This is a genomic window from Streptomyces regalis, assembly GCF_001509475.1.
Taxonomy (GTDB): Bacteria; Actinomycetota; Actinomycetes; order Streptomycetales; family Streptomycetaceae; genus Streptomyces; species Streptomyces regalis.
On sequence record NZ_LLZG01000153.1, the window covers coordinates 45630 to 70892 of the forward strand.

General features: G+C 70.5%; 24 protein-coding genes and 4 pseudogenes. 14 read left to right on the forward strand and 14 right to left on the reverse strand.

Annotation, left to right across the window (positions count from 1 at the left end; all coding sequences use genetic code 11):
• Positions 1-150 precede the first annotated feature (150 nt).
• Positions 151-618 (forward strand): ATP-binding protein, encoded by a 468-nt coding sequence (locus ADL12_RS20005; protein ID WP_079052152.1) that lies wholly within the window; start codon positions 151-153, stop codon positions 616-618.
• An 899-nt stretch (positions 619-1517) separates the two neighbouring features.
• On the opposite strand, the gene ADL12_RS20015 is transcribed toward ADL12_RS20005, so the two are convergent.
• Positions 1518-2228 (reverse strand): class I SAM-dependent methyltransferase, encoded by a 711-nt coding sequence (locus ADL12_RS20015; protein ID WP_244187966.1) that lies wholly within the window; start codon positions 2226-2228, stop codon positions 1518-1520.
• 132 nt (positions 2229-2360) lie between these two features.
• Positions 2361-3293, reverse strand: coding sequence for a Crp/Fnr family transcriptional regulator (locus ADL12_RS20020; protein WP_079052153.1), 933 nt, complete (start codon positions 3291-3293; stop codon positions 2361-2363).
• 300 nt (positions 3294-3593) lie between these two features.
• Between ADL12_RS20020 and ADL12_RS20025 the strand changes: the two genes are divergently transcribed.
• Together ADL12_RS20025 and ADL12_RS52820 are read left to right on the forward strand one after the other, a co-directional pair.
• Positions 3594-4073 (forward strand): hypothetical protein, encoded by a 480-nt coding sequence (locus ADL12_RS20025; protein WP_062704032.1) that lies wholly within the window; start codon positions 3594-3596, stop codon positions 4071-4073.
• Between the two features lie 86 nt (positions 4074-4159).
• A pseudogene (locus ADL12_RS52820) lies at positions 4160-4327 on the forward strand (DUF427 domain-containing protein); the annotation flags it as partial.
• Between the two features lie 34 nt (positions 4328-4361).
• On the opposite strand, the gene merB reads toward ADL12_RS52820, so the two are convergent.
• From merB to merA, 3 genes and pseudogenes are all read right to left on the reverse strand, one after another.
• Positions 4362-4997 carry an organomercurial lyase gene (merB, locus tag ADL12_RS20030; RefSeq protein WP_244187967.1) on the reverse strand — a complete coding sequence of 212 codons (636 nt, stop codon included), beginning with the start codon at positions 4995-4997 and terminating at the stop codon, positions 4362-4364.
• A 335-nt stretch (positions 4998-5332) separates the two neighbouring features.
• Positions 5333-5434 (reverse strand): annotated as a pseudogene (locus tag ADL12_RS56555) (hypothetical protein); the annotation flags it as partial.
• 83 nt (positions 5435-5517) lie between these two features.
• Complete coding sequence (gene merA, locus ADL12_RS20035) at positions 5518-6957, reverse strand: mercury(II) reductase (protein ID WP_062704033.1); 1440 nt, start codon at positions 6955-6957, stop codon at positions 5518-5520.
• 119 nt (positions 6958-7076) lie between these two features.
• On the opposite strand from merA, the gene ADL12_RS20040 reads away from it, so the two are divergent.
• On the forward strand, positions 7077-7448 hold the full coding sequence (locus ADL12_RS20040) for an ArsR/SmtB family transcription factor (protein ID WP_062704034.1): 372 nt from the start codon (positions 7077-7079) through the stop codon (positions 7446-7448).
• A 15-nt stretch (positions 7449-7463) separates the two neighbouring features.
• Positions 7464-7796, forward strand: coding sequence for a hypothetical protein (locus tag ADL12_RS20045; protein ID WP_062704035.1), 333 nt, complete (start codon positions 7464-7466; stop codon positions 7794-7796).
• Positions 7797-7853: 57 nt separating this feature from the next.
• Here ADL12_RS20045 and ADL12_RS20050 read toward each other — a convergent pair whose 3' ends face one another.
• A complete protein-coding gene (locus ADL12_RS20050) occupies positions 7854-8354 on the reverse strand; it encodes a thioredoxin domain-containing protein (RefSeq protein ID WP_062704036.1) in 501 nt (166 codons plus the stop codon).
• A gap of 339 nt (positions 8355-8693) precedes the next feature.
• On the opposite strand from ADL12_RS20050, the gene ADL12_RS20055 reads away from it, so the two are divergent.
• Positions 8694-9338, forward strand: coding sequence for a pentapeptide repeat-containing protein (locus ADL12_RS20055; RefSeq protein WP_062704073.1), 645 nt, complete (start codon positions 8694-8696; stop codon positions 9336-9338).
• Between the two features lie 203 nt (positions 9339-9541).
• On the opposite strand, the gene ADL12_RS20060 is transcribed toward ADL12_RS20055, so the two are convergent.
• Together ADL12_RS20060 and ADL12_RS20065 are read right to left on the reverse strand one after the other, a co-directional pair.
• Positions 9542-10543, reverse strand: a complete 1002-nt coding sequence (locus ADL12_RS20060) for an MASE1 domain-containing protein (RefSeq protein WP_107119969.1) — start codon at positions 10541-10543, stop codon at positions 9542-9544.
• A 65-nt stretch (positions 10544-10608) separates the two neighbouring features.
• Complete coding sequence (locus tag ADL12_RS20065; RefSeq protein WP_062704037.1) at positions 10609-11424, reverse strand: PP2C family protein-serine/threonine phosphatase; 816 nt, start codon at positions 11422-11424, stop codon at positions 10609-10611.
• 351 nt (positions 11425-11775) lie between these two features.
• On the opposite strand from ADL12_RS20065, the gene ADL12_RS20070 reads away from it, so the two are divergent.
• Positions 11776-12192: a MerR family DNA-binding protein gene (locus ADL12_RS20070; protein WP_062704038.1), complete on the forward strand. Its 417-nt coding sequence runs from the start codon at positions 11776-11778 to the stop codon at positions 12190-12192.
• Positions 12193-12415: 223 nt separating this feature from the next.
• Here the strand turns inward: ADL12_RS20070 and ADL12_RS20075 are convergent, their stop codons facing one another.
• Complete coding sequence (locus tag ADL12_RS20075) at positions 12416-13576, reverse strand: site-2 protease family protein (RefSeq protein ID WP_062704039.1); 1161 nt, start codon at positions 13574-13576, stop codon at positions 12416-12418.
• Positions 13577-13787: 211 nt separating this feature from the next.
• Here ADL12_RS20075 and ADL12_RS20080 point away from each other — a divergent pair.
• The 3 genes and pseudogenes from ADL12_RS20080 to ADL12_RS20090 form a co-directional block, all read left to right on the forward strand.
• Positions 13788-14716 (forward strand): annotated as a pseudogene (locus ADL12_RS20080) (amidinotransferase); the annotation flags it as partial.
• Between the two features lie 254 nt (positions 14717-14970).
• The gene (locus ADL12_RS20085; RefSeq protein WP_425265126.1) at positions 14971-17775 is read left to right on the forward strand and encodes a SpoIIE family protein phosphatase; all 2805 of its coding nucleotides are present in this window, start codon (positions 14971-14973) and stop codon (positions 17773-17775) included.
• A gap of 218 nt (positions 17776-17993) precedes the next feature.
• Complete coding sequence (locus tag ADL12_RS20090) at positions 17994-19148, forward strand: ABC transporter substrate-binding protein (RefSeq protein ID WP_062704040.1); 1155 nt, start codon at positions 17994-17996, stop codon at positions 19146-19148.
• Positions 19149-19177: 29 nt separating this feature from the next.
• Here ADL12_RS20090 and ADL12_RS20095 read toward each other — a convergent pair whose 3' ends face one another.
• Complete coding sequence (locus ADL12_RS20095; protein WP_063806696.1) at positions 19178-19747, reverse strand: hypothetical protein; 570 nt, start codon at positions 19745-19747, stop codon at positions 19178-19180.
• A 399-nt stretch (positions 19748-20146) separates the two neighbouring features.
• On the opposite strand from ADL12_RS20095, the gene ADL12_RS20100 reads away from it, so the two are divergent.
• Both ADL12_RS20100 and ADL12_RS20105 read left to right on the forward strand, forming a co-directional pair.
• Positions 20147-21217: a PP2C family protein-serine/threonine phosphatase gene (locus tag ADL12_RS20100; protein WP_244187969.1), complete on the forward strand. Its 1071-nt coding sequence runs from the start codon at positions 20147-20149 to the stop codon at positions 21215-21217.
• Positions 21183-21545 (forward strand): hypothetical protein, encoded by a 363-nt coding sequence (locus ADL12_RS20105; RefSeq protein ID WP_107119970.1) that lies wholly within the window; start codon positions 21183-21185, stop codon positions 21543-21545. Before ADL12_RS20100 ends, ADL12_RS20105 begins: the two co-directional genes overlap by 35 nt.
• 5 nt (positions 21546-21550) lie before the next feature.
• Here ADL12_RS20105 and ADL12_RS54080 read toward each other — a convergent pair whose 3' ends face one another.
• The 3 genes and pseudogenes from ADL12_RS54080 to ADL12_RS58115 form a co-directional block, all read right to left on the reverse strand.
• A complete protein-coding gene (locus ADL12_RS54080) occupies positions 21551-21907 on the reverse strand; it encodes a dirigent protein (protein WP_062704043.1) in 357 nt (118 codons plus the stop codon).
• A 566-nt stretch (positions 21908-22473) separates the two neighbouring features.
• Entirely contained in the window at positions 22474-22599 is a 126-nt protein-coding gene (locus ADL12_RS57725; RefSeq protein ID WP_279617155.1) for a hypothetical protein, read from the reverse strand.
• Positions 22600-22871: 272 nt separating this feature from the next.
• A pseudogene (locus tag ADL12_RS58115) lies at positions 22872-23123 on the reverse strand (hypothetical protein); the annotation flags it as partial.
• Between ADL12_RS58115 and ADL12_RS56565 the strand changes: the two are divergent.
• Positions 23008-24357: a VTT domain-containing protein gene (locus ADL12_RS56565; RefSeq protein WP_244187970.1), complete on the forward strand. Its 1350-nt coding sequence runs from the start codon at positions 23008-23010 to the stop codon at positions 24355-24357. The pseudogene ADL12_RS58115 and the gene ADL12_RS56565 overlap by 116 nt on opposite strands.
• 102 nt (positions 24358-24459) lie before the next feature.
• On the forward strand, positions 24460-24921 hold the full coding sequence (locus ADL12_RS20125) for a hypothetical protein (RefSeq protein ID WP_159053216.1): 462 nt from the start codon (positions 24460-24462) through the stop codon (positions 24919-24921).
• Between the two features lie 38 nt (positions 24922-24959).
• Here the strand turns inward: ADL12_RS20125 and ADL12_RS20130 are convergent, their stop codons facing one another.
• Positions 24960-25232, reverse strand: a complete 273-nt coding sequence (locus ADL12_RS20130; RefSeq protein WP_062704045.1) for an anti-sigma factor family protein — start codon at positions 25230-25232, stop codon at positions 24960-24962.
• Positions 25233-25263: the final 31 nt, after the last annotated feature.

Below are 25263 nucleotides of genomic sequence, written 5' to 3' on the forward strand. Positions count from 1 at the left end.
CCGGGATGCGGTTCCCACTGACCGAAGCGAGAGGGCGGGACCGACCCGGGTGTCCGGGCACCGCCAGGTCGTGTCCGCCCCACCAGTGCGCGTCCCAAGCCGAGGGGACGGCCTCCTGAAGACACCGCACCCAGTCCGGAGGGAGCCGTGATGAACACACACCGGTTCCGGCTGCCATGGCGCTGGGGCAGGCACGCCGCCGTCGGATCCACACCGTCGGCCGTCCGCCACCGCACCGTCTCCCTCCCCGTGGGCCCGAACGCCGTGGCACAAGCGAGGGAGACGGTGACCGAGGCCCTCTCCACGGCTGGTGTCCCGGCCCGCTCCGCCTTCGCCGACACAGCGGTGCTCGTGGTCAGCGAGCTCGTCACCAACGTGCTGCGGCACGCCACCCGCTCCCCGGTGATGGACGTGGGCACGGCCCTCGACGCCGGGCAACTGGTGATCACGGTCGTGGACACCGACCCGCGCCTGCCGGACCTCACCCCCGACGACCCGGGGGCGGGGTTGCGCATGGTGGCCGAGCTGGCGGGCACGTACGGCGGCGACGTCAGCGCGGAACCGGCGCACGGGCACGACGGCAAGGTCGTCCGGGTACGGTTCAGGATCCCCTCGTGACAGGGCGCCCGGTCATGCCTCGTCGCCGCCGGGTGGGACCGGCAGCAGGGCGTGGAGGAGAACTCTCACACCAGCCCCGCGACCAGCAACTTCAGGGTGCAACATGCTGCCGCCCGGTTCACCTGCCGCACTCAACCGACCGCTTCGATACTTTGAACAAAGATGATGTTGTTGTTCCGGTCGCGGACGACATTCCCGCGACTGTTACGTAGGGGCTCCGCCGTCACCTGGAGTTCAAAAGGCTCGGAGCACTCTTGCTGCCTGCCCTGTCTGGCCGGCCTCAGCGGCACGCTCAGTTCGACGCTCCAGGTTACCGACTGGTCGGTGGAGACAGGGCCCCCCTCAACAGTGAGGGGGCATGTGTTGGAACGGCCTGTTGCCGCGTTCCAGCGGAATTGCCCCCGGTCGCCCACGACAGCGACACCGGCGTCAGGATCAACCCTCGTGGCGGCCGTCCGGAGGAGCTGGACCTGCACAGTCGCACGGTTGGTTCTGGTGTCCCGGCGCAGTGCGGTCTCCGTGAAACGAAGGTTGTCGTCGTTCGAGTAGGCACGCATCGCCTGCTGGGTCCCCTGCCCCGGGTGTGGCAGGCCCGGGGCCTGACCGATCCCGCTCGGGCCGGCCCCGGTCACCGCCACCGACGTCAGGACGGTGGCTCCCAGCGTCAGGCCCACGACCCCCCTGCGCTTCCTGCCCTTGTTCATAGCGGTCCCCTCAGGTGAGGTGATGTCGCTCCTGCCCCTTAAACCACATGGGCAATAAGAGCAACAATTCTTCACCCACGTACCACACGTATCTCCAGCAAAACGAAAAATATCGACAACTTCGGTGTGTGCGGACTCAACGCACTGCTCCACGGGCGCCCGCCACCCCACCCGCACGGCCGACTGGCGAGAAACTCATGCCCGGGGCCTGTCCCCCTCGCGCCCACCGGATACGGCGAAGCTCTCGGCGACGACTCGGCGCAGCGGCAGCTCGAGGCGACGGCCGGAGCTCGCCCAGGCGGCCAAGGCCTGCTTGGCGGCCTGGGCCCGGCGCTTGCTGAGGCGGGGCAGATAGAGCCCGTCGACCAGGAGTGCCACGGCGTCGGGGGTGTCGAGGCGGAGGGCGAAGACGCGGCGCTGGTCGGAGCGGACGCGGAAGCCCGCGCCGCGCAACAGCTCCGCCAGGCCGTCACGCGCCCGAGGGTTGGGCCACGGCTGGCGCATGGCCCGGAGTGCGTACATCACCCGGGCCCACGCGAGAGCCCCGGACGCCGAGAGGCCGGACTGGGCGGGCACGAGCGCGGCGAGCGTGCCACCGGGACGCAGGACGCGCCGGACCTCTCCCAGGACCTGGGGCAGGGGGGTGAGGACGGGCAGGCACATGGAGGCGCAGACCGCGTCGGCCGAGGCCGAGCGCAGGGGCAGGGCGGTGGCGTCCGCCCGCACCACCGGGCCCCGGCCGAGCCGGGCGGCCGCGGCGAGTTCGCCGGCGGAGGCGTCGACGCCGATCCACCGGGCGTCCGGAAGCCGCGCGCGCAGGGGAGCGGAGCCGCAGGCCAGGTCCAGCACGGTCCCGGTGACCGGGCGAAGCGGCTCGGCCAGCCACGCGTAGGGCGACTCGTCCACGAGCCCGAAGAAGCGTTCGGTGATGCCGGGGCGGGCGTCGTGGTATCCGCCGAGGAAACGGCGCCAGTCCTCTTCGTTCAGTTCAGCCCCCAGCCCTTCCGGTCCGTCCGCCCGCGGCGACCCGCCGGGCGGTCAGCCGGTCTCGTCACGCAGCTGCTCCGTCTTCAGCACGGTGACGCGGCCGCGAGCCAGGCGGATCAGCCCCCGGTCGGCGAACTGGTGCAGCACCTTGGTGGCGGTCTCCCGGGACGTGCCGACCAGTGCGGCGAGTTGCTCATGGGTGAGAGCCACCTGCGGATGCCTCGCCCCGGGCCGCAGGGGCAGGGCCGAAGGCTCGCGCTCGGGCACCAGGGTGAGCAACGTCGTGGCGATGCGCTGGGGGACGGACTTGAAGACGCTGTCGGACAGGCGCTGTTCGAGGTCGGCCAGGCGGCGGCCGAGGGTCTCGGTGATGCGGGTGGCGATGCGGGCGTCCGACAGCAGGAACCGGTCCACGTCGGCACGGTGCATCACGCAGACGGTGACATCGTCGAGGGCCTCGGCGAAATTGCCGTACATCCGCTGCCCGAGCAGCAGCATCTCCCCGAAGATCGTGCCGGGGGCGAGGATGGCACAGGTCAGCGCGCGGCCGTCCGCAGAGACCCGGAAGACGCGCACCCGGCCGCGCTTGAGAATGAACAGCACCTCGCACGGCTGCTGAGGGGCGTAGAGCATCTCCCCGGCTGTGTACGTCTTCATCGGCGCCGCGGCGGCGATGGTGTCCATCTCCCGCTCGGTCAGGTCGCGGAAGATGTCGACCTCGGACAGACACCATGTCCGTTCCCCGATCGCGTCATCGATCATCCTGGCCGTCTCCTCACGCCGTCCGGGAGCCCATGGCGGCGGCGCCGCACCCCAGGGCGGATGTGCCAGGGCGCCGGCGCCCTCGGTCAGACAGTAGCGGGACTGGATCTCGTCGGCGGCGAGACCGGGAGCGCTGACGAGTGGCGTCGCGTCGGCGATGGCAGGTGGGGGCACCGGCTCCTGCGGGTGGGAGTTGCGGGCGACGGGGGGCTGAGACGTCATGGGCTCCTCCTCCGGAGATGGTCGCGAAGGGCTGCGTCAAGGACGGTAGGCCCCGTGCGGGCCGGGGTTCTGTGACAGCGCTTACAGACTCGCTGGACAGTCCGAAGCGTCCGCGCCAGGCGTCGCTGTGGCAGAGCGGCCACCGGCCCGACTCGGCGGTGGGCATGTCACCGGATCGGGACCGCGAAGTGTAAGCGCGGTCACATTCCTGGGCGTACGCCGTCCCTAGCGTCGGAGCTGAAGGGGTCCCCGAGTGGACCAGAACTTCGTGGACCAGAACTTCGTAAGGAGAACGACGACATGGCGACCACACTGCAAGTTTCCCCGCGCACGGCGGCCATTCCCGTACACGCGGCCTGGGGCGCCGTGGCCGGCTTGGTCGGCGGCGTCGGCTTCGGCATCTGGATGTCGGTGTCCAAGCCGATGATGGACACGGCGATGATCAAGATGGTGGCCGGGCTCCTCGGCTCCGACAGCGCCTTCGCGGGCTGGCTGATCCACCTCGGCATCTCGCTCTCCGCAGGAATCGTCTTCGGCGCCCTGCTGGGCCAGTGGGCGACCCGCATGATGCCGGCCATCATCCTCGGCCTGGCCTACGGGGTGGTCTGGTGGGTCGTCGGCGCCCTGTGGATCATGCCGGCGAACATGGGCATGCCGGTCTTCGAGTGGAACGACGTGACGAGCTCCAGCTTCGGCGGCCACCTCGTCTTCGGTCTGCTCCTCGGAGCGGCCTACTCGTCCGTCGCCGCGGCCATGGGCAAGGAGAAGCGGGCCGGCTGACGGTACGGCGAGGAGCCGGACCGGGGCCGAACCTGGATCACCCCGGCCCCAGGGAAGGCACGAACCCCTCACCGGGTTCCTCGTTCGTGCGAACCCGCACCAAGCGGGTCGAGGGCAACGACTACTTCCCGCCCGAGTCCCTCGAGCAGGAGTACTTCACCGAGAGCAGGAGCAAGTCCCTGTGCCCGTGGAAGGGCGTCGCCCGCTACTACACCCTCACGGTGGACGGCGAGGTGAACCCGAACGCGGGCTGGTACTACCCGCACCCCACCCCGCTCGCCCGCCGCATCAAGAACCACGTCGCCTTCTGGAACGGCGTCGTCGTCGAAGGCACGCGCGAGAAGAAGCCGACCCGGCAGGGCGGTCGTGGAGGCTCAGCAGCAGTCGGCCGCTCCCGTGGCGGTGATCTGGTCGATCAAGGGGCGCCCGGCCTCGTAGGCGTCGGCGACGGGCAGGACGCGCGCGGCGGGGTGTTCGCCGAGCCAGTCCTTCGCGGCCTCGGCAGAAGAAGGAGCGCACCGAGGCCCGGGCATCGGGGGCGACCAGGGAGACGACCGCCGTGGTGGGCTGCAGGTCGGTCGGGCCGTCCGGGGTCGCGGTCAGGCGGACCGGTTCGCCGGTGGCGCGGCAGGGGGAGGTCACCTGGGCGCTCTCGCCGAGGATGGCCTGGAAGACCACGGTGTCCAGCGCGCACCAGGTGTAGAAGGTGCGGGCGTGGGTCTCGTAGCGGTGTGGGGTGGGATGGAAGGTGAGGCCGTAGCCGATGATGCGGCCCTCGGTGTCGTACTCCGTGTCGGGCATGGTCGCCGGCGCGCCACGGATTTCCTCCGCGCTGCGCCCGGCCCGGGTGGCGAGTTGCGCGACGGTGACCGGCTCGCCGGAGACGAGGAGGGCCTGCAGGGGGCGCAGCAGCGAGAGCTGCACGCCGGGCACCGATGCCTGGGACCGTAGGGTCTGCCCCCGGGGTGAGGGTCAAGCCCGCGTGCCGCAGCGAGGGTCGCCGACGAAGCACCGTTCGTCGTCGGCCGGGTCCGCGTGGTGCGCGGCCTCGAATTCCTCGATCCAGCGCAGTGTCTCCTGCTGGGCGGCGATCCCAGAGGGGGCACCCCCAGCTCGAGGCGCTCCCGCGAGCGGCGCAGCGGCTCCGCCAGTCGCTCTCCCCTCCGTGGGCCCTCAGCACCTCGCCGGGCGCCGGTCAGTAGCGCGTCGGTGGTGTACAGCCGGTAGTTCGCCGGGCTGCGGCCGAGCGTGTGGATCAGGCCGAGGTCGGTGTGCTCGCGCAGCGTCCTGACCGGCACGCCGGTGCGGCGCGACAGCTCACCGACCGTCATCGGCCTGGACAGGTTCGTACGCACGGCCATCCCCTCTCCCCTCCTTCTTCTCCTTCTTCTCCTTTCCTTCTTCTCCTTCTTCTCCTTCTTCTCCTTTCCTTCTTCTCCTTCGTTCAGCCCGCGCAGCAGGAGAGCTTGGCGACATCGGCGGTGTAGGTCTGGGCGGCAAGTTTCAGCGCCTCGGCCATGGTCAGGTACGGCGCCCAGGTGTGTGCGAGCTGGTCGACCGTGAATCCGGCGGTGAGGGCGTAGGTGGCGGCCGTGATGAGCTCGCCGGCGCCCTCGGCGACGGCGTGTACGCCGAGCAGGCGGCCGGAGTCCGCCTCTGCCACGATCTTGACCAGGCCGCGAGTGTCGCGGGTGACCAGCGCCCGCGGTACGTATGCCAGGTCCAGGGTGCGGCAGTCGCAGCGCAGGCCCGCCCCGACGGCCTGGGCGTCGGTCATCCCGACAGCGGCGATGGACGGGCTGGTGAAGGTGACCCGGGGCAGCGCGCTGTAGTTCAAGGTGCGGTCCGCGCCGTTCAGGGCGTTGTCGGCGACCAGGGTGCCCTGGGCCGCGGCCACGTAGACGAACTGCGGGCTGCCGGTGACGTCGCCCGCGGCCCAGATCCTCGGGTTGCCGGTGCGCAGGTGCTCGTCCACCACCACCTCGGCGCGCGTGCCGGTCTTCACACCGACCTGTTCCAGGCCCAGTCCGGCGGTGACGGGGCGACGGCCTGTGGCGACCAGGATCTGCCCGACGCTCAGTGCGCTCTCCGCGCCGTCGGCGGTCCGTACGATCGCCGTCTTCTGCCCGTCGTCGGTCTGGACGGCGGTCAGTGTGGCGCCGGTGTGGACGACGACGCCCTCGTCGACGAAGACGGCCTTGATGGCGGCGGAGACCTCCGGCTCCTCGAACGGGGCCAGCCTGTCCAGGGCCTCGATCACGGTGACCTGGGCGCCGAGGCGAGCGAAGAGCTGGGCCTGCTCCAGGCCGACGGCGTTACCGCCGACCACGAGCAATGACTCCGGCAGGGCGGCGAGCTCCATCGCCGTGGTGGAGGTCAGGTAGCCGGCCTCCGCCAGCCCGTCGATGCGCGGCGCCCAGGGGGCGGAGCCGGTGGCGATGAGGTAGTGGGCGGCCTCGATCCGCCGGCTGCCGCCGTCCTCGAGCGCCACGTCCAGGGCGGGGCCGTCGCCGTTCCCGGTGAACGCGGCGGTGCCGTGGACCAGCTCGAAGCCGTAGTCGTCCGCCAGGTCCAGGTACTTCTCGGACCGCATCTGGTCGACCAGGGCGTCCTTGCCGCCGATCAGTTCCGCAAAGCCCACCGGCAGCCGGGCCGACTCCAGGCCGGGGAACCGTCCGGCGGCCACGGCAGTGTGCCGGGCGTCCGCTGCGGCCAACAGCGCCTTGGAGGGCACGCAGCCTGTGTTCACGCAGGTGCCGCCAGTGGTGCCCCGCTCGATCATCACCGCCCGCTTGCCCTGGTTGGTGGCGGAGATGGCGGCGGCGAAGGCCGCCGAGCCGGAGCCGATGATCGCCAGGTCAATTCCGCAATCCGTCGAGGTCACGGTGGAGCCTCCGCTGTCTGGGCCCAGGGGTCTGAACGACTGCTATACGCCTTGCCGAATAGGTCAACTCCTCCATAGTATTCGGATAGGCGAATAGTTCCAGTCGAGGAGACCTTTCCATGCCCTCAGGTCCTGCCCCTGCGGTGCCGGAGACCGCGGCTGCCGCGTGCACACACCTGGACACCACGGCCCGGTTCTTCCGCGCCCTTTCGGACCCCACTCGCCTGAGGCTGCTGGAGTTCATCCTGGCCGGGGAGCGCACCTCCGCCGACTGCGTGGCACACGCCGGGATCTCCCAGCCGCGCGTGTCGGTGCACCTGTCCTGCCTCGTCGACTGCGGCTACGTCACCGCCCGCCGCGACGGCCGCAAACTGCGCTACTCCGCCGACGACCCGCGCGTGGCCGAACTGGTCCACCTGGCCCGGTCGCTGGCCGCCGACAACGCCGCCGCCCTGGCGTGCTGCCGCCGCATCCCCGACAGCCAGACCTGAAGCACGAGGCTCACCATGCCCACCGCCCCGCGCCGTGAACCCGGCACATCCGGCGGCCGCACCGCCCTGGCCGGGATCGGCGCCGCCCTCCTGATGATCGTCTGCTGCGCCGCACCCGCTCTGGTCGCCACGGGTGTCCTCGCCGGGACCGGCGCCTGGCTGTCCAGCCCTTGGGTGATCGCCGCCGCGTTCGTGCTCCTCGCCGGTGCCGTGACCGCCCTCGCACACCACCGCCGCGCCGGCCGCGCCGACTGTTGCCCGCCCACCGACTCCACCAGGGACCGCGCCGACCAGGCCCAGGAGGCCACCGCTCACCACCCTCGGCGACGAGCAGATCAACATCCCTGAGGACAGGCCGGCGGCCTCCGTCCTGTCCGTTCGGGGTCGTGCTCTTCGGCGAGGCGGTCAGAAGTCGCCCCACAGACGTGCTGCCAAGGAGCTGGGGCTCACCGGATGAGATGGCCGTAAAGGCATGGTGATCAGTGCGGCGGCGTAGAGGGTTCCGTCGGAACGGACGAGGAAGAACCCCGGCTCGCCGAGCGGCTCGGGTTCGCCGTCCTTGACAGCCCTGGAGACGAACCGTGCCCACTCTCGCATCGAGGCCACCGACTGGCCGTAGCCGACCGGCAGACACTCCAGCCCGCATTCCCTGACCGACCGGCCGGCATGCTCCTCGTCATCGCCGCTGGCGGCGATGACCGAGGTGACTCCGACCCGGGCGAGCTCGTCGAGCAGTCCGTCGAGTTGCCTGAGGTAACTGCCGCAGTCCGGGTAGTGCTGGCCGCAGTAGAAGAAGACGCAGGTGAATCGTGCGGGCCGCTGCTCGGCCAGGGACCAGCGGCCACCGCCGACCAACTCCACTTCCAGCGGGGGAACCAGGCGCCGCGGCTTGTGGGTCTCGGGCATCTCATCGCTCCCTGATCCACACGCGGGATCTTCGCCCGCTCCGGGCGAGTGGGCTCTCGCCGACCCGTAGCTCTGAGGGCAACCCGCCTCGGCCTGCACGGCATTCCATGCTGCCGGTGCCCAGGACGCGGCGGGCCGGTGCGGCGCCCTCGACGACGAGGCCCGCAACGGGCCTGTACATCGTCGTACCGGCTGCATTCCCGCCGGCCTCCCGCGTGTACACGAGGTGACTCCGGCGGCGGGCTGCACCATGGGTGAGACTGATCGTCGTCCGCTCGGGTATCGGCTCGGGTGCACGCGCCTGCACCGCCATGAGTGCGCCAGGAGTGGATCGTGAAGATGTGTGTGATTCGTCTGCGGCTGTGTGCGACCGTGCTCGCCCTGCCCGTCGCCTTCGCGGTCGGCTGCGGGCAGGGTGAGCACGGACGGACCTGTCCTGACGGAGCGGGCAAGGACCTCTCGGGCCGTGCCGTCGCGGGGGTCGAGCTGTGGCAGAAGACGCTCCGGTGCGTCAATCTGCAGGGCTCGGAGCTGACGGGCTCGGTCTCCGAGGCGAACCTGAGCCGGGGCAACCTCTTCGGGGCGCGGCTGACCGAGGTGTCCCTGGAGAGCGTGGACCTGCGTGACGCGGATCTGCGTCGCGCCCGGCTTGCTTCCGCCACTCTCGGCGAGGTTGACCTGCGCGGTGCCGACCTCGGCAAGGCCGTGCTCGACAAGAGCCTGCTCACCAACGTCAGTTTCGAGGGGTCGAGGCTCCGGGGCGCGAAACTGCGCTCGGTGGCCCTCACCAACGTCGACTTCGCCGACGCGGATCTGCGCGACGCGGATCTGGCAGGTGCCACCCTGTCCGGCACCACACTGCGCGGGGCACGACTGGACGGGGCCGACCTCTCGGACACGAGCTGGGAGAACGTCGTATGTCCGGACGGCACCAAGTCCGTCGGCACGCGCTCCTGCACCGGCCACCTTGTCCCGGCGTCATGAGCGCAGGGCCCCGGCTCAGGGGTGTCCGGCCTGTCGGCCACGGCACTGACATGGGACCACCACCGGACAACGACTGGCGCGGTGGCCAACCAATCCGGCGGACGCGCGGCCGCCCGCCCCGCTGAACCCTGGTTCAGCCGCCGCCGGCGAAGGCAACTGTGGCGGCGCACCCGGGAGCCCACGTGGCCGCGAGCCGTGAGGTGTCATGTCGTCTCTTCCGCCGAACCCGGCGGGGAGGACCGCGGCTGTGTCGGAGAAAGGTGGGCGACCACCTCGGAGAGGGCGGCGCAGGCCTGCTCGATCTTCTGGTAGGTGTTCTCACGCTGGGCGACGACCGCCGCCAGCAGCAGGGTGGTCAGCGCCGCTGCCCCGTTCAGCGCCTGCAGGGTGACCATGATCCCGAGGATGCCATGGTCCTTGAACGGCCCGTGGTGGCCGGTCGCCGCCACCACGGCGAGCACCGACAGCACCAGCACGCACGGCGCAGTCGCCGCCAGCTGGAAACGCAGCGCCGCCCAGATCAGCAGCGGGAAGACCAAGAACAACAAGTCCAGCGAACTGCGGGTGACGACGACCGCGACAACCGCGGTGGCGGCCAGCAGCACCACCTGCTCCGCCCACGCATGCGGCACCGCTCCCCAGGCCGGCCGGGCCATGCGGAGACTCAGCAGCAGCGGGGTGATCACGACCACCCCCATCACGTCCCCTGTCCACCACGCCGACCACGCGGCCCAGAAGCCGTGCGGGGGCAGCCCACCGTCCAGCAACAGGGTCACAGCCCCGGTCCCCGAGCTGACCAGCATCCCGGCGGCGCCCAGGAACACCAGCGCCAGGCCGTCCTTGAGCCGGTCGAGCTCAGTCCGGAAGCCCACCCGTCGCAGCAGCAGGCAGGCGGCTAGCGGGCCCGCGGTGTTGCCTGCGGTGATCGCGAGGGAGGAGGGGGTCAACGTCAACGACCCGATCGCCACCACGACGAGGAACGCGCCGAGGGCGATCCCCGGCCAGATGCGCAGCCCGAGGATGAGAAGGCAGGCCAGGGCCACCCCGGTCGGCGGCCACAGCGGCGTGATGTGCGCGCCCCCGACGACGACCTCGGCCAGCAGCCCGAGCCGCCCGGTCGTGTAGTAGGCGGCGGCGACAGCCAGAATCGCCAGACCCGTCGCGGCCGGACGCCGAAGATCCTCAAAGCGCACCACAGCGGCCATCGTCGGCCCTCGGACACCGGTCGGCCTGCGAAGCGGCCGTGACACGCGGTACGGCGCCCCGGCCGTCACCCGTCCTGGCTGAGGACCAGCACCGCCGCGTCGTCGGTGTGCCCGGTCAGGTCGGCCACCTTGAGGACCTCGGCGGCCAGCTCGTCCGGGTCGCCGCCCGCCCCGGCCCGGACCAACTCCACCACCTGCCGCAGCCCGTCCTCGACCGGGAACGTCGGCCCCTCCACCACACCATCCGTGACCAGGACCAACGCCCCCGGCGCCGGCAGCGGCCAGCAGGTGACGGGGTACGTGTGGCCGGGCACGACACCGAGCGGCGGGCCCCCCTCGTCCTCGGTGACACCACCGCACCCGTCGGTGCTCGCCCAGACTGCCGGAAGATGTCCGGCACGCGCGCCGAGCAGCTCCCCGGTGACCGGGGCGAAGCGGACGAAGCTGCAGGTCGCGAAGAGCGTGCAGTTCATCGACGTGAGCAGGTCGTTGGCGCGGCTCAGCACCTCGCCCGGGTCGGAGGTGAAGGCGGCCACCGCGCGCAGGGCGATACGCACCTGCCCCATGAAGCTCGCCGCCTCGACGTCGTGCCCCTGGACGTCGCCGATCGAGAACGCCAGCGACCCGTCCGGCAGCCGGAAGCCGTCGTACCAGTCTCCGCCGACGGCCAGACCGGAACGGGCCGGCGCGTAACGCGCGGCATTCCGCAGCCCCGGCAGTTCGGGCAGGGAGCCCGGGAGCAGTTCGCGTTGCAGGGCCTCGGCCAGCTCGACCCGCGCCCGCTGCAGCTCCGCATGCTCCAACGCCTTTGTGGCGAGCCGACCGAGTTCGGTCAGCAAGTCGTCGGCACTCCCGGGCCGGTTGGAACGGTGCCGGGTCATCGGCCCTCCCAGGTGCGTCAGGCCACAGGCCAGCAGGCAGACCCCGCACTCCTCATTCTTCCGCCTGCGGAAACACTGTGCACTGCGCGGGAGGGACACAGCCCGCGCCCGCGCACCAGCCCAGCCCCTTCCCTACCCGAGCGCGGTCGGCCCGCCCATTCTCCGGGGCGCCGTCCTGGCACCGGGCGGCCTACTCGACGAGGCCGGACAGCCCCACACCGGCCCCTCGTCACGGCCGCGCCCCGGTGGCACGGGGGAATCCACCATCATCGTGATTCCTCCCGTACGCCTACGACGCCAGAACCCGGGCCCAAGGACAAGGTCAACAATGGGAAGGAGGAGATTGCGGCCATGGCGCTCTCGGGACTGACCATCGGGCAGGTCGCCCAGCCTGCCGGGGGCACGCGCAAAGCGGTGCGGTTGTACGAGGCCAAGGGGTTGCTGCCCGCCGCCGAGCGCAGTGCGGTCGGCTGCCGGCTCTGCACCGAGCACGACGTCGAGCTGCTGACCTTCATCCGACGTGCCCGCACTCTCGGCCTCCACCTGGACAACATCCGCGACGTGCTGGGCATCCGCGACGGCGGCATCGCACCTTGCGCCACCGTCCGGGACCTGCTCGACGCCCGCATCGCCGAGATCGACGCCACCGTCGCCGAGCCGGCGGCGCTGCGCGAGACCCTCACCGACACCCGGCAGCGGGCCGACGACCGCACCGGCGGAGAGCCGCCCGTCACGGTCTGCACGATCATCGAGGATCCGCACCGCTGAACTCCCGGTATGCCGGACGCACAGAACGCGGGGTATCCCGAGCCATGCCTGGTGGGGACACGGCCGGCCGACGCCGGGTCCCCAAGCCTGACGCGGTCTTCAGTCGGCGAGCAGCACGGTGTAGTCGTCACCCACCTGCTTCACCCGCGATCAGAGCGGCGGTGTCCAGGGCCGCACCGTCCTCCAACCGGATGGTGGTGCGCCCGGTGCTGCTCGACCGTCATCAGGTCGGGTATCCGCGCCTGTGGCCGACGCCGCTGTTCCAGGGCGTCGAGGTGAGCCAGGTGAGTACTCGGTTGATGTCGGACGTGGACACGATTCCGACCATCCGGCCCTGCTCCATCACCAGTGCGCGGCGCGCGGGCGAGGACTCCAGTTTGAGCAGCAGACCGCCCAACGGGTCGCCGGGGCCGGTGGTGACGACCTCGTCCAGGGGGAACATGGCGTCCGCGACGGTGGCATCCGCCCCGTCCCGTGCCGCGATCTCCTGGGCCCGGTGGACGGTCACCAGTCCCACCGGCGCCGCGTCGTCGGACACCACAGGGAAAGCCGAGTGCCGGTAGCGGAAGGCGGGGCCCTGCAGCAGCTCCGCGACGGTCAGCCCGGCGTAGGCGGACACCGGATCGGGTGTCATGGCCAGGCGTACGGGGACCCGGTTCAGCGTTTCCTTCGTCTGTGCCTGCCCTCCTTCGACCGTCGCTGCGGCGATGAGGAACCAGCCGATGAGCGCCAGCCATAGCCCGCCGAGTGCGCCCAGGAGGACCTGGTAGACGCCCAGCACGACGAGGACCCAGCCCAGGACACGGCCGGCGGTGGTGGCGACCGTCGTGGCCCGCAGCCGGTTTCCCGTACGCCACCACACGAACGCCCGCAGCAGCCGGCCGCCGTCGAGCGGTGCGGCCGGGAGGGCGTTGAACACGGCGAGCAGCACGTTGATCCCGGCCAGCCACGCCACCGCCTCGACGGTGAGGCCGGACAGGCCCAGTGCCACCAGCACGGCCGCCAGCACCGCGAACACGATGCCGAGGACCAGACTGACCAGCGGACCCACTCCCGCGACCCGCAGCTCGGCACCAGGGCTGGGCGCCTCGTCCTTCAGCCGGGCAGCACCGCCCAGCAGCCACAGCGTGATGCTGTCCGCCTCCATGCCGTTGCGTCGGGCGACGACCGCGTGGGCGACCTCATGGGCCAGCAGCGACCCGAAGAACACCAGGGCGGTGAGGATGCCCACCAGCCAGTACTGCCAGGCGGGCCGTCCCGGGTGGGCGTCCGGCAGTCGGCCCTCCGACAGGCCCACGGCGATGATCAGGAAGATGACCAGGACGCTCCAGTGGACGCCGACACGGATCCCGGCGATGTGTCCGAGCCGAAACGTCTCACCCATCGGTCTCACCACTCAGAACGCAGTCGTATCGCCCCTTCGGCCTCCGCGTCATACGGTCCCGACGGGCCGGTAGCGCCCTGGCGCCTGAGTACCCACCGGGGAAACCTCCACACGTCAGGCCCCGCCGTGAACGCCTCCCGAGCCAGGGGGCGATCACGAAACGTATCGGGTACCCGGGATTTGCGACGTGCCCGAAGGAAAGGGGCTGAGCATGACCGTGGTGCACATGCCCGAAAGGGCCGAGGCGACGGTCCCCTCCCGCCATCCGGTCGTGACCTGCAACATCCCACCCTGGGCTGCGCGGGCGCACGGCCTCGTCGCCGGCTTCAGGTATCCGCGCACGCTGGTCGAGCCTGCGCAGAACGAGCTCGATCAGTTCATCGCCCTTCTACGGTCCCTCGGCATCACAGTCAGGCGCCCGGACCCGGTCGACCACAGGCAGCGCTTCGGCACCCCCAACTGGTCGTCGCGCGGTTTTTGCAACAGCTGTCCGCGGGACAGCCTCCTCGTGATCGGCGACGAGATCATCGAGACTCCGATGGCCTGGCCGTGCCGGTACTTCGAGACCCACTCCTATCGCCCGGGCCCGGCGAGCCCACGCGCTACGTCCTCACCGGGTTCGAGCCGGTCTTCGATGCCGCGGATTTCGTGCGTGCCGGTCGCGATCTGTTCGTCACGCGCAGCAATGTCACCGATCGGATGGGCATCGAGTGGCTGCGTCGCCATCTCGGACCCGGCTATCGGATCCACGAGATCGAGAGCCGGTGCCGCACGCCCATGCACATCGACACGACGTTCGTTCCCCTCGCGCCCGGCAAGGTCCTGGTCAATCCCGAGTACATCGACGACATCGACGTCGGCCATCTGCCCGACATCCTGGACTCGTGGGACGTCCTGGTCGCCCCCGAGCCCGATCCGATCGACGACCGCCTGCTCAGGGTCACCTCGATGTGCGGCAAATGGCTCAGCATGAACGTGCTCATGGTCGACGAGAAGCGGGTGATCGCCGAGCGCCACCACACCGGAATGCTGCGCGCGCTCGATCAGTGGGGGTTCGAACCGATCCCGTACGGCCTACTGCACTACGCGCCGTGCGGCGGCTCGTTCCACTGCGCGACACTCGACATCCGCCGCCGCGGCGCCCGCCGACATCGGCGAAGGCTTGGAGCACGACGGGGGCAGACGACGCGGGCCCGGCCCAGGCGGCGATGGTCGGAGTGGGCGCCACCCTCTTTGCAGTCACCTGCCCGGACAACCGCGTACGACGCGTTCAGCAGGCGCTGCAGGCCGACGTCGGGGCCTCGCCTTTCGAGTCCGTCGAGCATGAGTCTGACCGAGGGCGGTCTGGTCTCGTGACCATCGACCCAGAGGCGTAGAAAGAAGATATGTGCGCAATGCCGGGAATGGGTCGGAACTCCCGTCCGGGTCTCGGCCGCCAGGGGCGACGGAGGCACGGTCGGCCCAGTCACCGGAGAGAAGTGCGGCGTCCGCCGCCGCGCCTGCGGTCTCTGCTGAGCGTGCGCAGCGTCGCCGGCCAGGTCTTCCTGCTGCAGCTGGCGGTCGTGGTGCTGCTCGTGGCCGCCACGCTGGTGGCTCTCGTGGTGCAGGCCCGACGCGACAGCATGGCGTCCGCCCGGCACACGACGCTCGCCACGGCACAGACGTTCGCCAACTCCCCTGGAATCGTGGCGGCGCTGAACAGCCGCAACCCGACCGCGGTGCTGCAGCCACGCGCCGAAGCGGCCCGGAAGGACGCGGGCGTCGACGCCATCATTGTGTACCGGCTGGACGGGATCACCCTCACCCACAGTGACCCGCGTCAGATCGGGAAACATGTCATCGGCCCCTACGCGCCTGCGGCGGCCGGCCAGGCGTTCACCAGAACTTTCGAAGGGACCCTGGGGCTCTCCGTGATCTCGGCGGTCCCCGTCCGGGACACGGACGGCTCGGTTGTCGCCCTCGTCTCCGTTCCCGTCAGGGTCGCGAGCGTGCAGAGCCGCGTGCAGCAGCAGCTCCCGGTCCTGCTCGGTGGCGCCGCTGTGGCCCTGGTCATCGCCGCGGGCGGGTCGGGCCTGGTGAGCCACCGGTTGCGGCGGCAGACCCATGGCCTGGACCCGGCCGAGATGACCCGGATGTACGAGCACCACGACGCGGTCCTGCACGCCGTTCGGGAAGGCGTGGTGATCATCGGTGGTGACGGTCGCCTGGTGCTGGTCAATGACGAGGCACGGCGGCTGCTGGACCTGCCGACGGACGCGGAGGGGCGCCGCATCACGGAACTGGGGTTGGAGCAGGATCTCGCCGAGCTGCTGGCCTCCGATCGCCCGGCCACCGACGAAGTGTTCCTGGCCGCCGACCGGCTTCTGGCCGTCAACAAACGGCTCACCCCACCCCGCGCACCGGGCGGCAGTGTAGCGACGCTACGGGACACCACCGAACTACAGGCTCTCTCCGGCAGGGCCGAGGTGGCACGCGAACGCCTGAGCCTGCTCCACGACGCCGGGGTACGCATCGGCACCACTCTTGATGTGCGGCGTACCGCCGAGGACCTGGCCGCAGTGACGGTGCCCCGCTTCGCCGATGTCGCCGTCGTCGAGCTGCTGGACCCCATCCTGCACGGCCAGGAGTCCGCCGGTACCGCCGCCGAGCTGCGCCGGGTCGCGGTCGCGGGCCTGGACAAGGACGGTCTACTCCACCCCGTCGGCGAACTGACCCGGTTCGTCGCCACCCACCCCGTCGCCGCAGCGATGGCCAGCGACCGACCCGTCCTGGTCAGGGACTTGAACACCGACGCCGACTGGCAAGCCCAGAATCCCGAACCAACCCGGCGGATCCTCGACCACGGCATCCACTCCCTGCTCGTGGTCCCGCTGCGCTCCCGCGGGGCGGTGCTGGGCATGGCGGAGTTCTGGCGGGCGAAGGGCTCCGCACCGTTCGACGACGAGGACGTGTCCCTCGCCGAGGAGCTGGCCGCGCGAGCGGGGGTGTCCATCGACAACGCCCGCCGCTACACCCGCGAGCACACCATGGCCGTCACCCTGCAGCACAGCCTGCTGCCCCGCGCCCTGCCCGAACAGGCAGGCCTCGACATGGCCTACCGCTACCTGCCCGCCCAGTCCGGGGTGGGCGGGGACTGGTTCGACGTCATCCCGCTGTCCGGCGCCCGGGTGGCACTGGTGGTCGGAGACGTCGTCGGCCACGGCCTGCACGCCGCGGCCACCATGGGCCGGCTGCGCACCACTGTTCTCAACTTCTGCAGCCTGGACATGCCCGCCGAGGAACTGCTGGGCCGACTGGACGAGCTGGTGGCCGAGATCGACGCCGACGAGGCCTCTGCCGGGAAGGAGGACGAATTGGCACTCACGGGGGCGACCTGCCTGTATGTCGTCTACGACCGCGTCTCCGGGCGGCTGGACATCGCCACCGCGGGCCATCCGGGACCGGCGGTCGTCCATCCCGACGGCACCGTGGACTTCCCCCAGGTGCCCGTCTCCCCACCCCTGGGACTGGGCACCGGCCTACCCTTCGAGAGTGCGGAACTGACCGTGCCCGACGGCTCCCGGCTGGTGCTTTACACCGACGGCCTGATCGAGGAACGCGACCGCGACCTGGACGTCGGACTTCAGGCCCTGCGCGATGCCCTGACCGGGCCGGACCGCACCCCGGAGGACACCTGCGCGGCGGTGATGGCGGCCATGCTGCCGGACCGGCCCAGGGACGACATCGCGTTGCTGGTGGCCCGCGCCAGTCGGCTCGACCCCACGCAGGTCGCCGAATGGCACGTACCCCGTGACCCGGCGGCGGTCGCTCCCGCGCGTACCGCCTGCGCCCGCCGGCTCGCGGACTGGGGCCTGGAACAGATCGCCTTCACCGCCGAACTCGTCCTCAGCGAGCTGATCACCAACGCGATCCGCTACGGCGCCGAGCCCATCACCGTCCGCTTGCTGCGCGACCGCTCACTGGTCTGTGAGGTCTCCGACGGCAGTGGCACCTCGCCCCGGCTGCGCCGGGCGAAACCCACCGACGAGGGCGGCCGCGGACTGTTTCTGGTCGCCCAGTTCACCGAACACTGGGGCACCCGTCACACGCCCACCGGCAAAGTCATCTGGGCCGAACTGCCCTTCACCGACGGCACCGCGCCTGCGGCGGAAGAGCTCGGCGAGATCCTGCTCGGCTCGTGGGACGACACGGCACTGTGAGGAGGGCGGAGGGGCTCGAAGGGCGCGGGGCCACAGCGAAGGCACTGACTGCCACCCCCAAAAGGTGGATTCCACCGGCGAGGTGACTGGGTATTCTGACGTCGATACGCCCTCACGGCCCTCGACAGCGCCCGTGACTCCACGAACGAGGTGCTCTGCCATCCTCGGACGTCCCCCGGTGAAGGCCTCGTTCCCTGTCTCCACCCTCTGGAGCCGTCGTGACCGCCCCCCGTGCCCGAGCAGCAGCCGCCCTCGGCTGCTTCATCCTCGCGGCACTGGGCCTGAGCTCCTGCAACAACACTCCGCCCCCAAGGCCGGCGAAGCCGTCGCTGGCCACCTCCGCCGCGAACGCGGGCGGCATGGACGCACTGATCGCCGCGGCGAAACGGGAGGGAACGCTCAGAGCGATGGCGCTTCCGCGCGACTGGGCCAACTACGGCGGCCTGTTCGACGGCTTCGAGAAGAAATACGGGATCACGGTCACGGTCGAGAATGCGCACGGCCACAGCGAGGACGAGATCGACGCCGTGAAGCAGCGGGGGAAGGGGCCAGAGGCCCTCGACGTGCTCGACGTGGGCGATACGTTCGCCCGGTCGGCGGTTCGGCAGAACCTGCTCGCGCCGTACAAGGTCACCGCGTACGACTCGATCCCCCGCAGTCAGAAGGACCCGCAAGCCCGGTGGTCCAACAACTACGGGGGCTACATGTCCATCGGTTGCAACGCAGACCGCGTCAAGCGCTGCCCCCAGACCTTCGCCGATCTGCTGAACCCCCGCTACAAGGGTGCGGTCGCGCTCTCGGGTGACCCCACTCGGTCCGGTACCGCCTTCGCCGGCGTCTTCGCGGCAGCGCTGGCGAACGGCGGATCATTCGACGACATCCAGCCCGGTCTCGACTTCTTCGCCAAGCTCAAGAAGCGCGGCAATTTCAACCCGGTCGAGTCCAACTCGGACACCGTGGCGAGCGGCCGCACGCTCATCGGCATCAACTGGGACTACATCAATCTCGGCTACGCCGACCAGCCCCGCGGCAGCGCCCTGACCTGGAAGGTCTCGATCCCCTTCGACGGCACCTTCGCCCAGTACTTCGCGCTGGCGGTCAACAAGAACGCCCCGCACCCGGCGGCCGCCCGCCTGTGGCAGGAGTACGTGTTCAGCACGGCGGGCCAGAACCTCCGCCTGCACGGCTTCGCCCGCCCGGTGCTCATGGCCACCATGGAGAAGGACGGCACCCTCGACACGACCGCCGCCGCGCGGCTGCCGACGGTCGAGGGAACGCCGCACTTCCCGACGGACGAACAACTGGAGAAGGCGAGGGAAGCGGTCGCACAGGGCTGGCCGAAAGCCATGTCCGGCCGAGCCCAGCGACGATGACCGGGACCGCGAACGAGCCGCAGAGCCCCCTAATCGTCGACCGTTGCCCCCTGTTCCGCGGCCCGTCCGGCCATGCCGCCCATGCCGGCATTCACTCCGCCGCGCGGGGGCGGCGCGCTGTCGCCCTGGGGGGTGAACCGCCCGTCCCGTAGCTGGAAGCGCTCGGTGGGCGAGCAGCCGATCGAGGGGGTGATCAGCAGGCTCACTGCGACGGGCGCAGGGTCTGTGCTGGCCGTGGAGAATTCGCAGATCGCGCCCCGCCCGGTGAGCGGGAACCAGAACCAGCCGTCCGCCGCGCCGACCCGGACCGAGTCCGCCAGCACGAACCGGCCGTCCTTCCGGAGGAAGGCCTTCAGGCGGACGGAGGCCGCCAGCGGGTCGGCGGTGGACCGGATCGCGGTCAGCGTGAATTTGACGTTCTCGTCCGCGTCCAGGACCGAGGACGCAATTTGCCTGGTCTCCGCCCGCCCGCCCGCTGTCCTCCCGCCGCGAGTTTCGGCTTCGGCGGTCTCGACGGGGGCGGCCAGCAGAGCGACTGTCGCTGCGGCGGTGGCCAGCACCGCGCCGCCGCGTACGAACGTGCTCGCTTGTATCTGCATTACTTCCTCCCAGTTACCTCTGAGTGTGATTTGTAAGGAAGAATCCCTCCTTTTTTCTGTTCCACCGGACCATGCGAACACCATCAAGATCACCCGATTGCCCGCTGTCAGTTGTCTGCGGCCCCGCTGCTCTGGAATTGGCTGCTGCTGATTCGGATCAGGCTGATTCGGTTGAGCGTCCAGGGACGGGACGCCGGAGTGACTACGACGGCGTGGGCCGGGACATAGCCGGACCTCTCACGGCCCGTGCGCGGCGCCCGGCAGTGGTGTCCGACACCGCTCGCGGTGGAACACTCCACCTCAGGGAGGCAGTCTGGAGCCATGCGGTCGCTCCTTCGCCCATCCGGCCCATCAGGAGCGGGCAGTCACAGCCGGAGCCTCCTCAGGCTCACGCAGGCCGTGCCGTTCGTGATCGTAGGGCTCGCCCTGGGGGTCGAGCTCTCACCCGCGCACATTGTCATCACCGGCCCCCTTTTGGCCGCGATACCAGCGCTGGCCGCATTGACCATGGGCCCCAAAGGCACCCTCTCAGCAGCGACCGGCGCCTTCTCCGTCACCGTGATCACGGCCACCCTCCATCAGAGCTGGGGTGGCCAGGTCTACAGCAACCTCATCTCCCTGGTCGCGGTGTCCATAGCCGGCGTGATCATGAGCAATGCCGTGCGCAGGCGCAGACAGAGCGAGCTCGACCAAGTCCGCCGCATCGCGGTGGCAGCGCAACGAGTCCTCCTGCGCCCCCTGCCGACCCGGCTGGGCCCCGTACGCGTGGCCACCATGTACCTCGCGGCGGAAACAGGAGCGCAGATCGGCGGCGACCTGTACGAGGCCGTGCCTACCCGGTACGGCGTTCGGATGATCGTGGGAGACGTCCGCGGCAAGGGACTGCCGGCCGTACGCCTGGCCGCAGCCGTGCTCGGCGCGTTCCGGGAGGCCGTGCACTACGAGGACAACTTGGTGGAAGTGATGAATCACTGCGCTGCTGCGCTGGGACGGGAGCGCGCCTCGTCGAGTCCAGCCGATCAGAGCAGCGCGGAAGACCGGGCCGAGGACTTCGTCACCGCACTCGTGGCTCAGATTTCCGACACATACGTGATCCAATTGGTCAATCGCGGCCATCCACCCCCTCTCGTACTGCACCACGGCAAGGTCCAGAGCCTCGCACCCACCTCACCACTGCCGCCCCTGGGCCTGGAGGACTTCATCACCGCCCTCCCAGACGAGGCGGAGAACTTTCCCTTCACCCCCGGTGACCGTCTGCTGCTGCACACCGACGGTGTGATCGAAGCTCGCAGCCCGGACCACGAATTCTTCGCTCTGCCCGAAGCCATGGAAGCCGTCCAACCGTGCACCCCACCGGAATTCCTGAGACAACTGCACCAGAGGCTGCTCCGCCACACCCGAGCGCACCTGGCGGACGATGCGGCAATGCTTCTCGTTGAACGACTCGACGGTCGAGACTCGCGGATCTGAACGGCTTCGACCACCAAGGACCCAGCAGCGAGGCCCGGGCGGCACCGCCGCGCTACGGCTGGACGGCAACGGGGAGAACCCCACCGCCCTGGTGCTGCCGACCGGCGGCCACGACCCGTTCACCATCCGGCCCGGCGTGACCCAGCGGCGGCGGATCCTCAACGCCGTACGCATCGACGGCTACAGCGATCTGCAACGCTTCGACTACACCGCCGGCGACCTGGGCATCGCCCGCATCTGCCTGCGCCCCGAGGCGGCCGGGTTCCCCCTCCGGTCCCGTGGCATACCGCCGCCTACGCCGGCCGGCTCAATCGAGCTGGTCGAGTAATCCGGTCAGCGGTCGGCCAGTTGGAACGTGATGACCCAAGTCGCCGCCGACAGGACCTCCAGCGTCATCTCACCCTGCGCTTTGCGGAACTTCCCGGTGCCGCCGGTAATCGCGTTGGTCGCCGAAGTCGGCGTCGGAATTCCGTCCTGCTCACCCTGGACCGCGATCTGTCCCCCTTCGAGCACCGCGGTCAGCATGCACGGTCCGGCGTTACGTTCCAGGTCGCTGATGACACAGAACTCGCTGAAGCGGCCGATGACGCGATCGGGTTCATCGGCCGGCGACAGACTGCCTCTGAAGACGAACTGGTCGCCGATGCTGCGGCCTGGTGCGCCCAGGTCCAGTTCTTCGCCGGTCTGCACGTTTGCCTCCAACCGGAGGATGCGACCTTCCCCAGGGCCGGACTCCTTCCGAGGCGTGTCACCTCTCGGCGCCACGGGCGAAGGCCGGTCCTGCTCCTGGGGGTCGCCTTGCCCGCCCCCGGGAGGCCCACCGCCGCTGATGGTCAAGAACGCCAGAATGGCGCCGCATGTGGCCAGAACGCCATGCCGTATTCGCCGCTTGCCGATTTTCATGATGCTCTCCTGCCTCCCAAGACGAGGACAGACGAGGAGAAATGACGGCCTGCCACTCCCGTGCAGGCCTTCTCCTTCGCCGCGGCCGGATGACCCCAATGGGGAATACCGGGTTTTAACCGTAATATGACGTGGGAAGGTGTGCCGCCGGGCTCGGCCATTCGAGTGCGATGTGCTCGACTTCCTCCTTTCCAGCGGATCGCGGTCGGCAGAGGAGGAAGTTGCCATCTCTCCTCTCGCGTGACATGACCGCGGGGCGCCGGCCAACCGCAGGCAGGACATGGCGAAGAGCCCTGGACCGGATGTGCCCGCGTCTCACGGTGGTGCGCCGACGAGCGGGCCGGCCAGGCCCCCTATCCGGTCCCGTACGGGGCAGCCTGGAGCAGCCGCGCTCCGCCCAGAATCTCCTCGGCCCCCATGGCTGGAAGCTCCGCGCGGTCGGCTGCCCGGCCGAGCGCGGCGGCAACGGCGTCGCGCACGCGCTCACGGTAGCGGTGGGCATGTTCGGCGATCCGCTCGTCGCGGGGGGGGCCACCTCGGTCGCGGTGTTGACCATGAAGCAGCCGGGGCTGCCGGGCTCGGTCACGCCCTGGCGAATACGGTTCAGGAAGCGGCGCAAGTCGTCCAGCCCCGCTGCGCCCCGCTCCAGGGGGCCCAGAAGGTCGTCACGGTCCCGGTCGTAGCGGGCCAGTGCCGCCTGGAGCACCCCGCGTTTGCTGCCGAATGCGGCATAGAGGCTGGGCGGGGCGAGCCCGGTGGCCTCCACCAGGTCTTCGACCGTCGTCGCCTCGTATCCCTTCGCCCACAGCGCGCGCAGTGCCGTCGCCGTGGCCGCGTCCAGGTCGAATGAGCGACGGCGTCCGCCACCGCACGTGAGGAGTTCCCTCATGGCCCACTCCGAGCGTCCGCTGTCCCTCCCCGTCCGCACCGAGGCCGACCCGGACCCCGCCGTCGCCGAGGTGCTGGCCAAAGCCAGGGCGCAGACCGGGATGATCCCCAACATGTACGCCCGGATGACCGACGTGCCGGGCCTGCTGGACGCCTACCTGAACGGCTACAGCGCCTTCCGCTCCGAATCCGGATTCACGCCGGCCGAGCAGGCAGTAATCCTGCTGACCTTCAGCCGAGTCAACGGCTGCACCTACTGCGTGGCCGCCCACAGCACCATCGCCGACATGAGCGAGGTCCCCGCCGAGGTCACCGACGCCATCCGCGACGGCAAGCCGCTTCCCGACGGCCGCCTGGACGCGCTGTCGACGTTCGCCACCGCCATGGTCGAGAGCCGGGGTCTGCCCACTGCCGCCCAGACGGACGCCTTCCTCGCGGCGGGCTACACGGAATCGGACATCCTGCAGATCCTGCTGGCGGTCTCGGTCAAGACGATCAGCAACTACGCCAACCACCTCTTCCACACCCCCGTGGAAATACAGAGACCGGGAACCGGGTTTCGAACCCGTGCTCACATCGCCGCAACCGCCCCTCGCTTCCTCCTCCACCGCCTCCGTGCGGCAGGAGGCGTCCGACCACGGCGCCGACAGTCACGAAGCGCGCTCTCCCAGCCGCGCCGCGCTACGGGCCGGACTGCTGCTCCTGCTGCTCGCCCTGCTCGGTGCGGTGATGCTGACCGGTGGCGGCCAGTTGCTGGACGAGGCGCGGGCCCGGGTGTCTCGTGGGGGGTGTGGGCGCCTGTGGCCTTCGCGGTGCTGTACGCGCTGGCCGTGGCGGCGCTCGCGCCGGGCGCCGTACTGACCGCGTCCGCCGGGGCATTGTTCGGTGTGCTGACCGGCACGGTCACAGTGCTGGTCGGCGCCACCGGCGGGGCGGCGCTGTCGTTCGCCCTGGCCCGGTGGCTGGGTCGTCCCGCGGTGGCCCGGTGGACCGGCGACGGACGGCTCGCACGGCTGGACGCGCTGGTGTCCCGGCGGGGCTTCACTGCCGTGCTGCTGCTCAGGCTGGTCCCGCTGTTCCCGTTCGCGCTGGTCAACTACGCGACCGGGGTCATGGGCGTCCGGTTCCTGCCGTATCTGACGGCCACGGCGATCGGCATCGTTCCCGGCACCGTGGCCTACGTCGGGTTGGGCGGAACGCTCGACGATCCGTCATCGCCCGCTTTCTGGGGGGCACTTGCGGCTCTCACCGTGCTCGCGGTCGGCGGCGGGTGGGCAGCGCGCCGTGTCCGCGCCCGGGAACGCACCGCGGACGGCGAAGGAGGGACCGCGGACGTCGGGGTCGACTGACGGGGATCCGGGACCGCGTCTCCGATTTCCCCGGCCGGAAGGCCCGGAGGGGCGGACAGGAAGTGGAATCATGCCGGACTCGTACAGAAAGTGGTGATCGTGATGAGTGCGGCGGACGAGGGCGTGGTGGGTCTACTGGCGGCCGGGCTGCCCGTTCTGCTCGTCGAGACCGTGCCCACCGTGACCGTCGCCGGCCGGGCCATGGTCAACCCGTCGGCCCGCCAGGTTCTGACGACCGCCTCCGAGCACGCACCTCAGGTGGTGCGCCACCGCGCAGACTCCGAGCCGCGCGCGTCAGCTTGCCGGTGGTCGGCGAGCGGACGGCGCCGGGCCGCCGACCACGCGATCCGGCGTCTCTCTCCCGATGGCAAGGCCTCGGGTATGCCCGACGACAAGGGCCAGAATGTGGCCGACGACGGCGACATCGCGGAATTCCGTGCCGGTTCACCCAACGGTGGTGTGACCCGCTCCAGGCTCTCCCAGAGGTGTGCACGGCAGAGGGCTCCGGGCCTCGGCGTGGGGGATGTTTGCAAGGGGGCGGGTCCGGGCCGGCCGAGGCGGTGAGGTCCTACCGCCCGGAGGCACCGACGGCTGTCGCGCGGTCACCGCCCTCCGCCGAGTCCGGCCGCCTCGTCGTACGCCTCGGGTGGCCCTGCCGTGAGCAGGGCACTGCCGAAGTCGCGCAGTCGTGCCATCGCTTTCTCGTCCGGCACCTCCTGACGGGCCAGTGAGTTTTTGATCTCCCGATAGACGGCCGTCTCGAGACCGCAGCGGCGGCAGTCCTCCACGTGCGTGGCGACCCGGCGGGCAGTCACCTCGTCCGCCTCGCCGTCGAGACAGGCCTGCAGCGCCCGGGCCACTTCCCTGCAGGTCATGGGGCGATGTGCCGCCCCGCCCCGGCGCCCG

Bases quoted from the DNA above. Each gene is read 5' to 3' on its own strand.
- ADL12_RS20005 (WP_079052152.1), top strand. From the start codon at position 151: ATGAACACACACCGGTTCCGGCTGCCATGGCGCTGGGGCAGGCACGCC.
- ADL12_RS20020 (WP_079052153.1), bottom strand. From the start codon at position 3,293: ATGACGTCTCAGCCCCCCGTCGCCCGCAACTCCCACCCGCAGGAGCCG.
- ADL12_RS20025 (WP_062704032.1), top strand. From the start codon at position 3,594: ATGGCGACCACACTGCAAGTTTCCCCGCGCACGGCGGCCATTCCCGTA.
- ADL12_RS20040 (WP_062704034.1), top strand. From the start codon at position 7,077: ATGCCCTCAGGTCCTGCCCCTGCGGTGCCGGAGACCGCGGCTGCCGCG.
- ADL12_RS20045 (WP_062704035.1), top strand. From the start codon at position 7,464: ATGCCCACCGCCCCGCGCCGTGAACCCGGCACATCCGGCGGCCGCACC.
- ADL12_RS20050 (WP_062704036.1), bottom strand. From the start codon at position 8,354: ATGCCCGAGACCCACAAGCCGCGGCGCCTGGTTCCCCCGCTGGAAGTG.
- ADL12_RS20055 (WP_062704073.1), top strand. From the start codon at position 8,694: ATGTGTGTGATTCGTCTGCGGCTGTGTGCGACCGTGCTCGCCCTGCCC.
- ADL12_RS20060 (WP_107119969.1), bottom strand. From the start codon at position 10,543: ATGGCCGCTGTGGTGCGCTTTGAGGATCTTCGGCGTCCGGCCGCGACG.
- ADL12_RS20065 (WP_062704037.1), bottom strand. From the start codon at position 11,424: ATGACCCGGCACCGTTCCAACCGGCCCGGGAGTGCCGACGACTTGCTG.
- ADL12_RS20070 (WP_062704038.1), top strand. From the start codon at position 11,776: ATGGCGCTCTCGGGACTGACCATCGGGCAGGTCGCCCAGCCTGCCGGG.
- ADL12_RS20075 (WP_062704039.1), bottom strand. From the start codon at position 13,576: ATGGGTGAGACGTTTCGGCTCGGACACATCGCCGGGATCCGTGTCGGC.
- ADL12_RS20085 (WP_425265126.1), top strand. From the start codon at position 14,971: ATGCCGGGAATGGGTCGGAACTCCCGTCCGGGTCTCGGCCGCCAGGGG.
- ADL12_RS20095 (WP_063806696.1), bottom strand. From the start codon at position 19,747: ATGCAGATACAAGCGAGCACGTTCGTACGCGGCGGCGCGGTGCTGGCC.
- ADL12_RS56565 (WP_244187970.1), top strand. From the start codon at position 23,008: ATGGCCCACTCCGAGCGTCCGCTGTCCCTCCCCGTCCGCACCGAGGCC.
- ADL12_RS20125 (WP_159053216.1), top strand. From the start codon at position 24,460: ATGAGTGCGGCGGACGAGGGCGTGGTGGGTCTACTGGCGGCCGGGCTG.
- ADL12_RS20130 (WP_062704045.1), bottom strand. From the start codon at position 25,232: ATGACCTGCAGGGAAGTGGCCCGGGCGCTGCAGGCCTGTCTCGACGGC.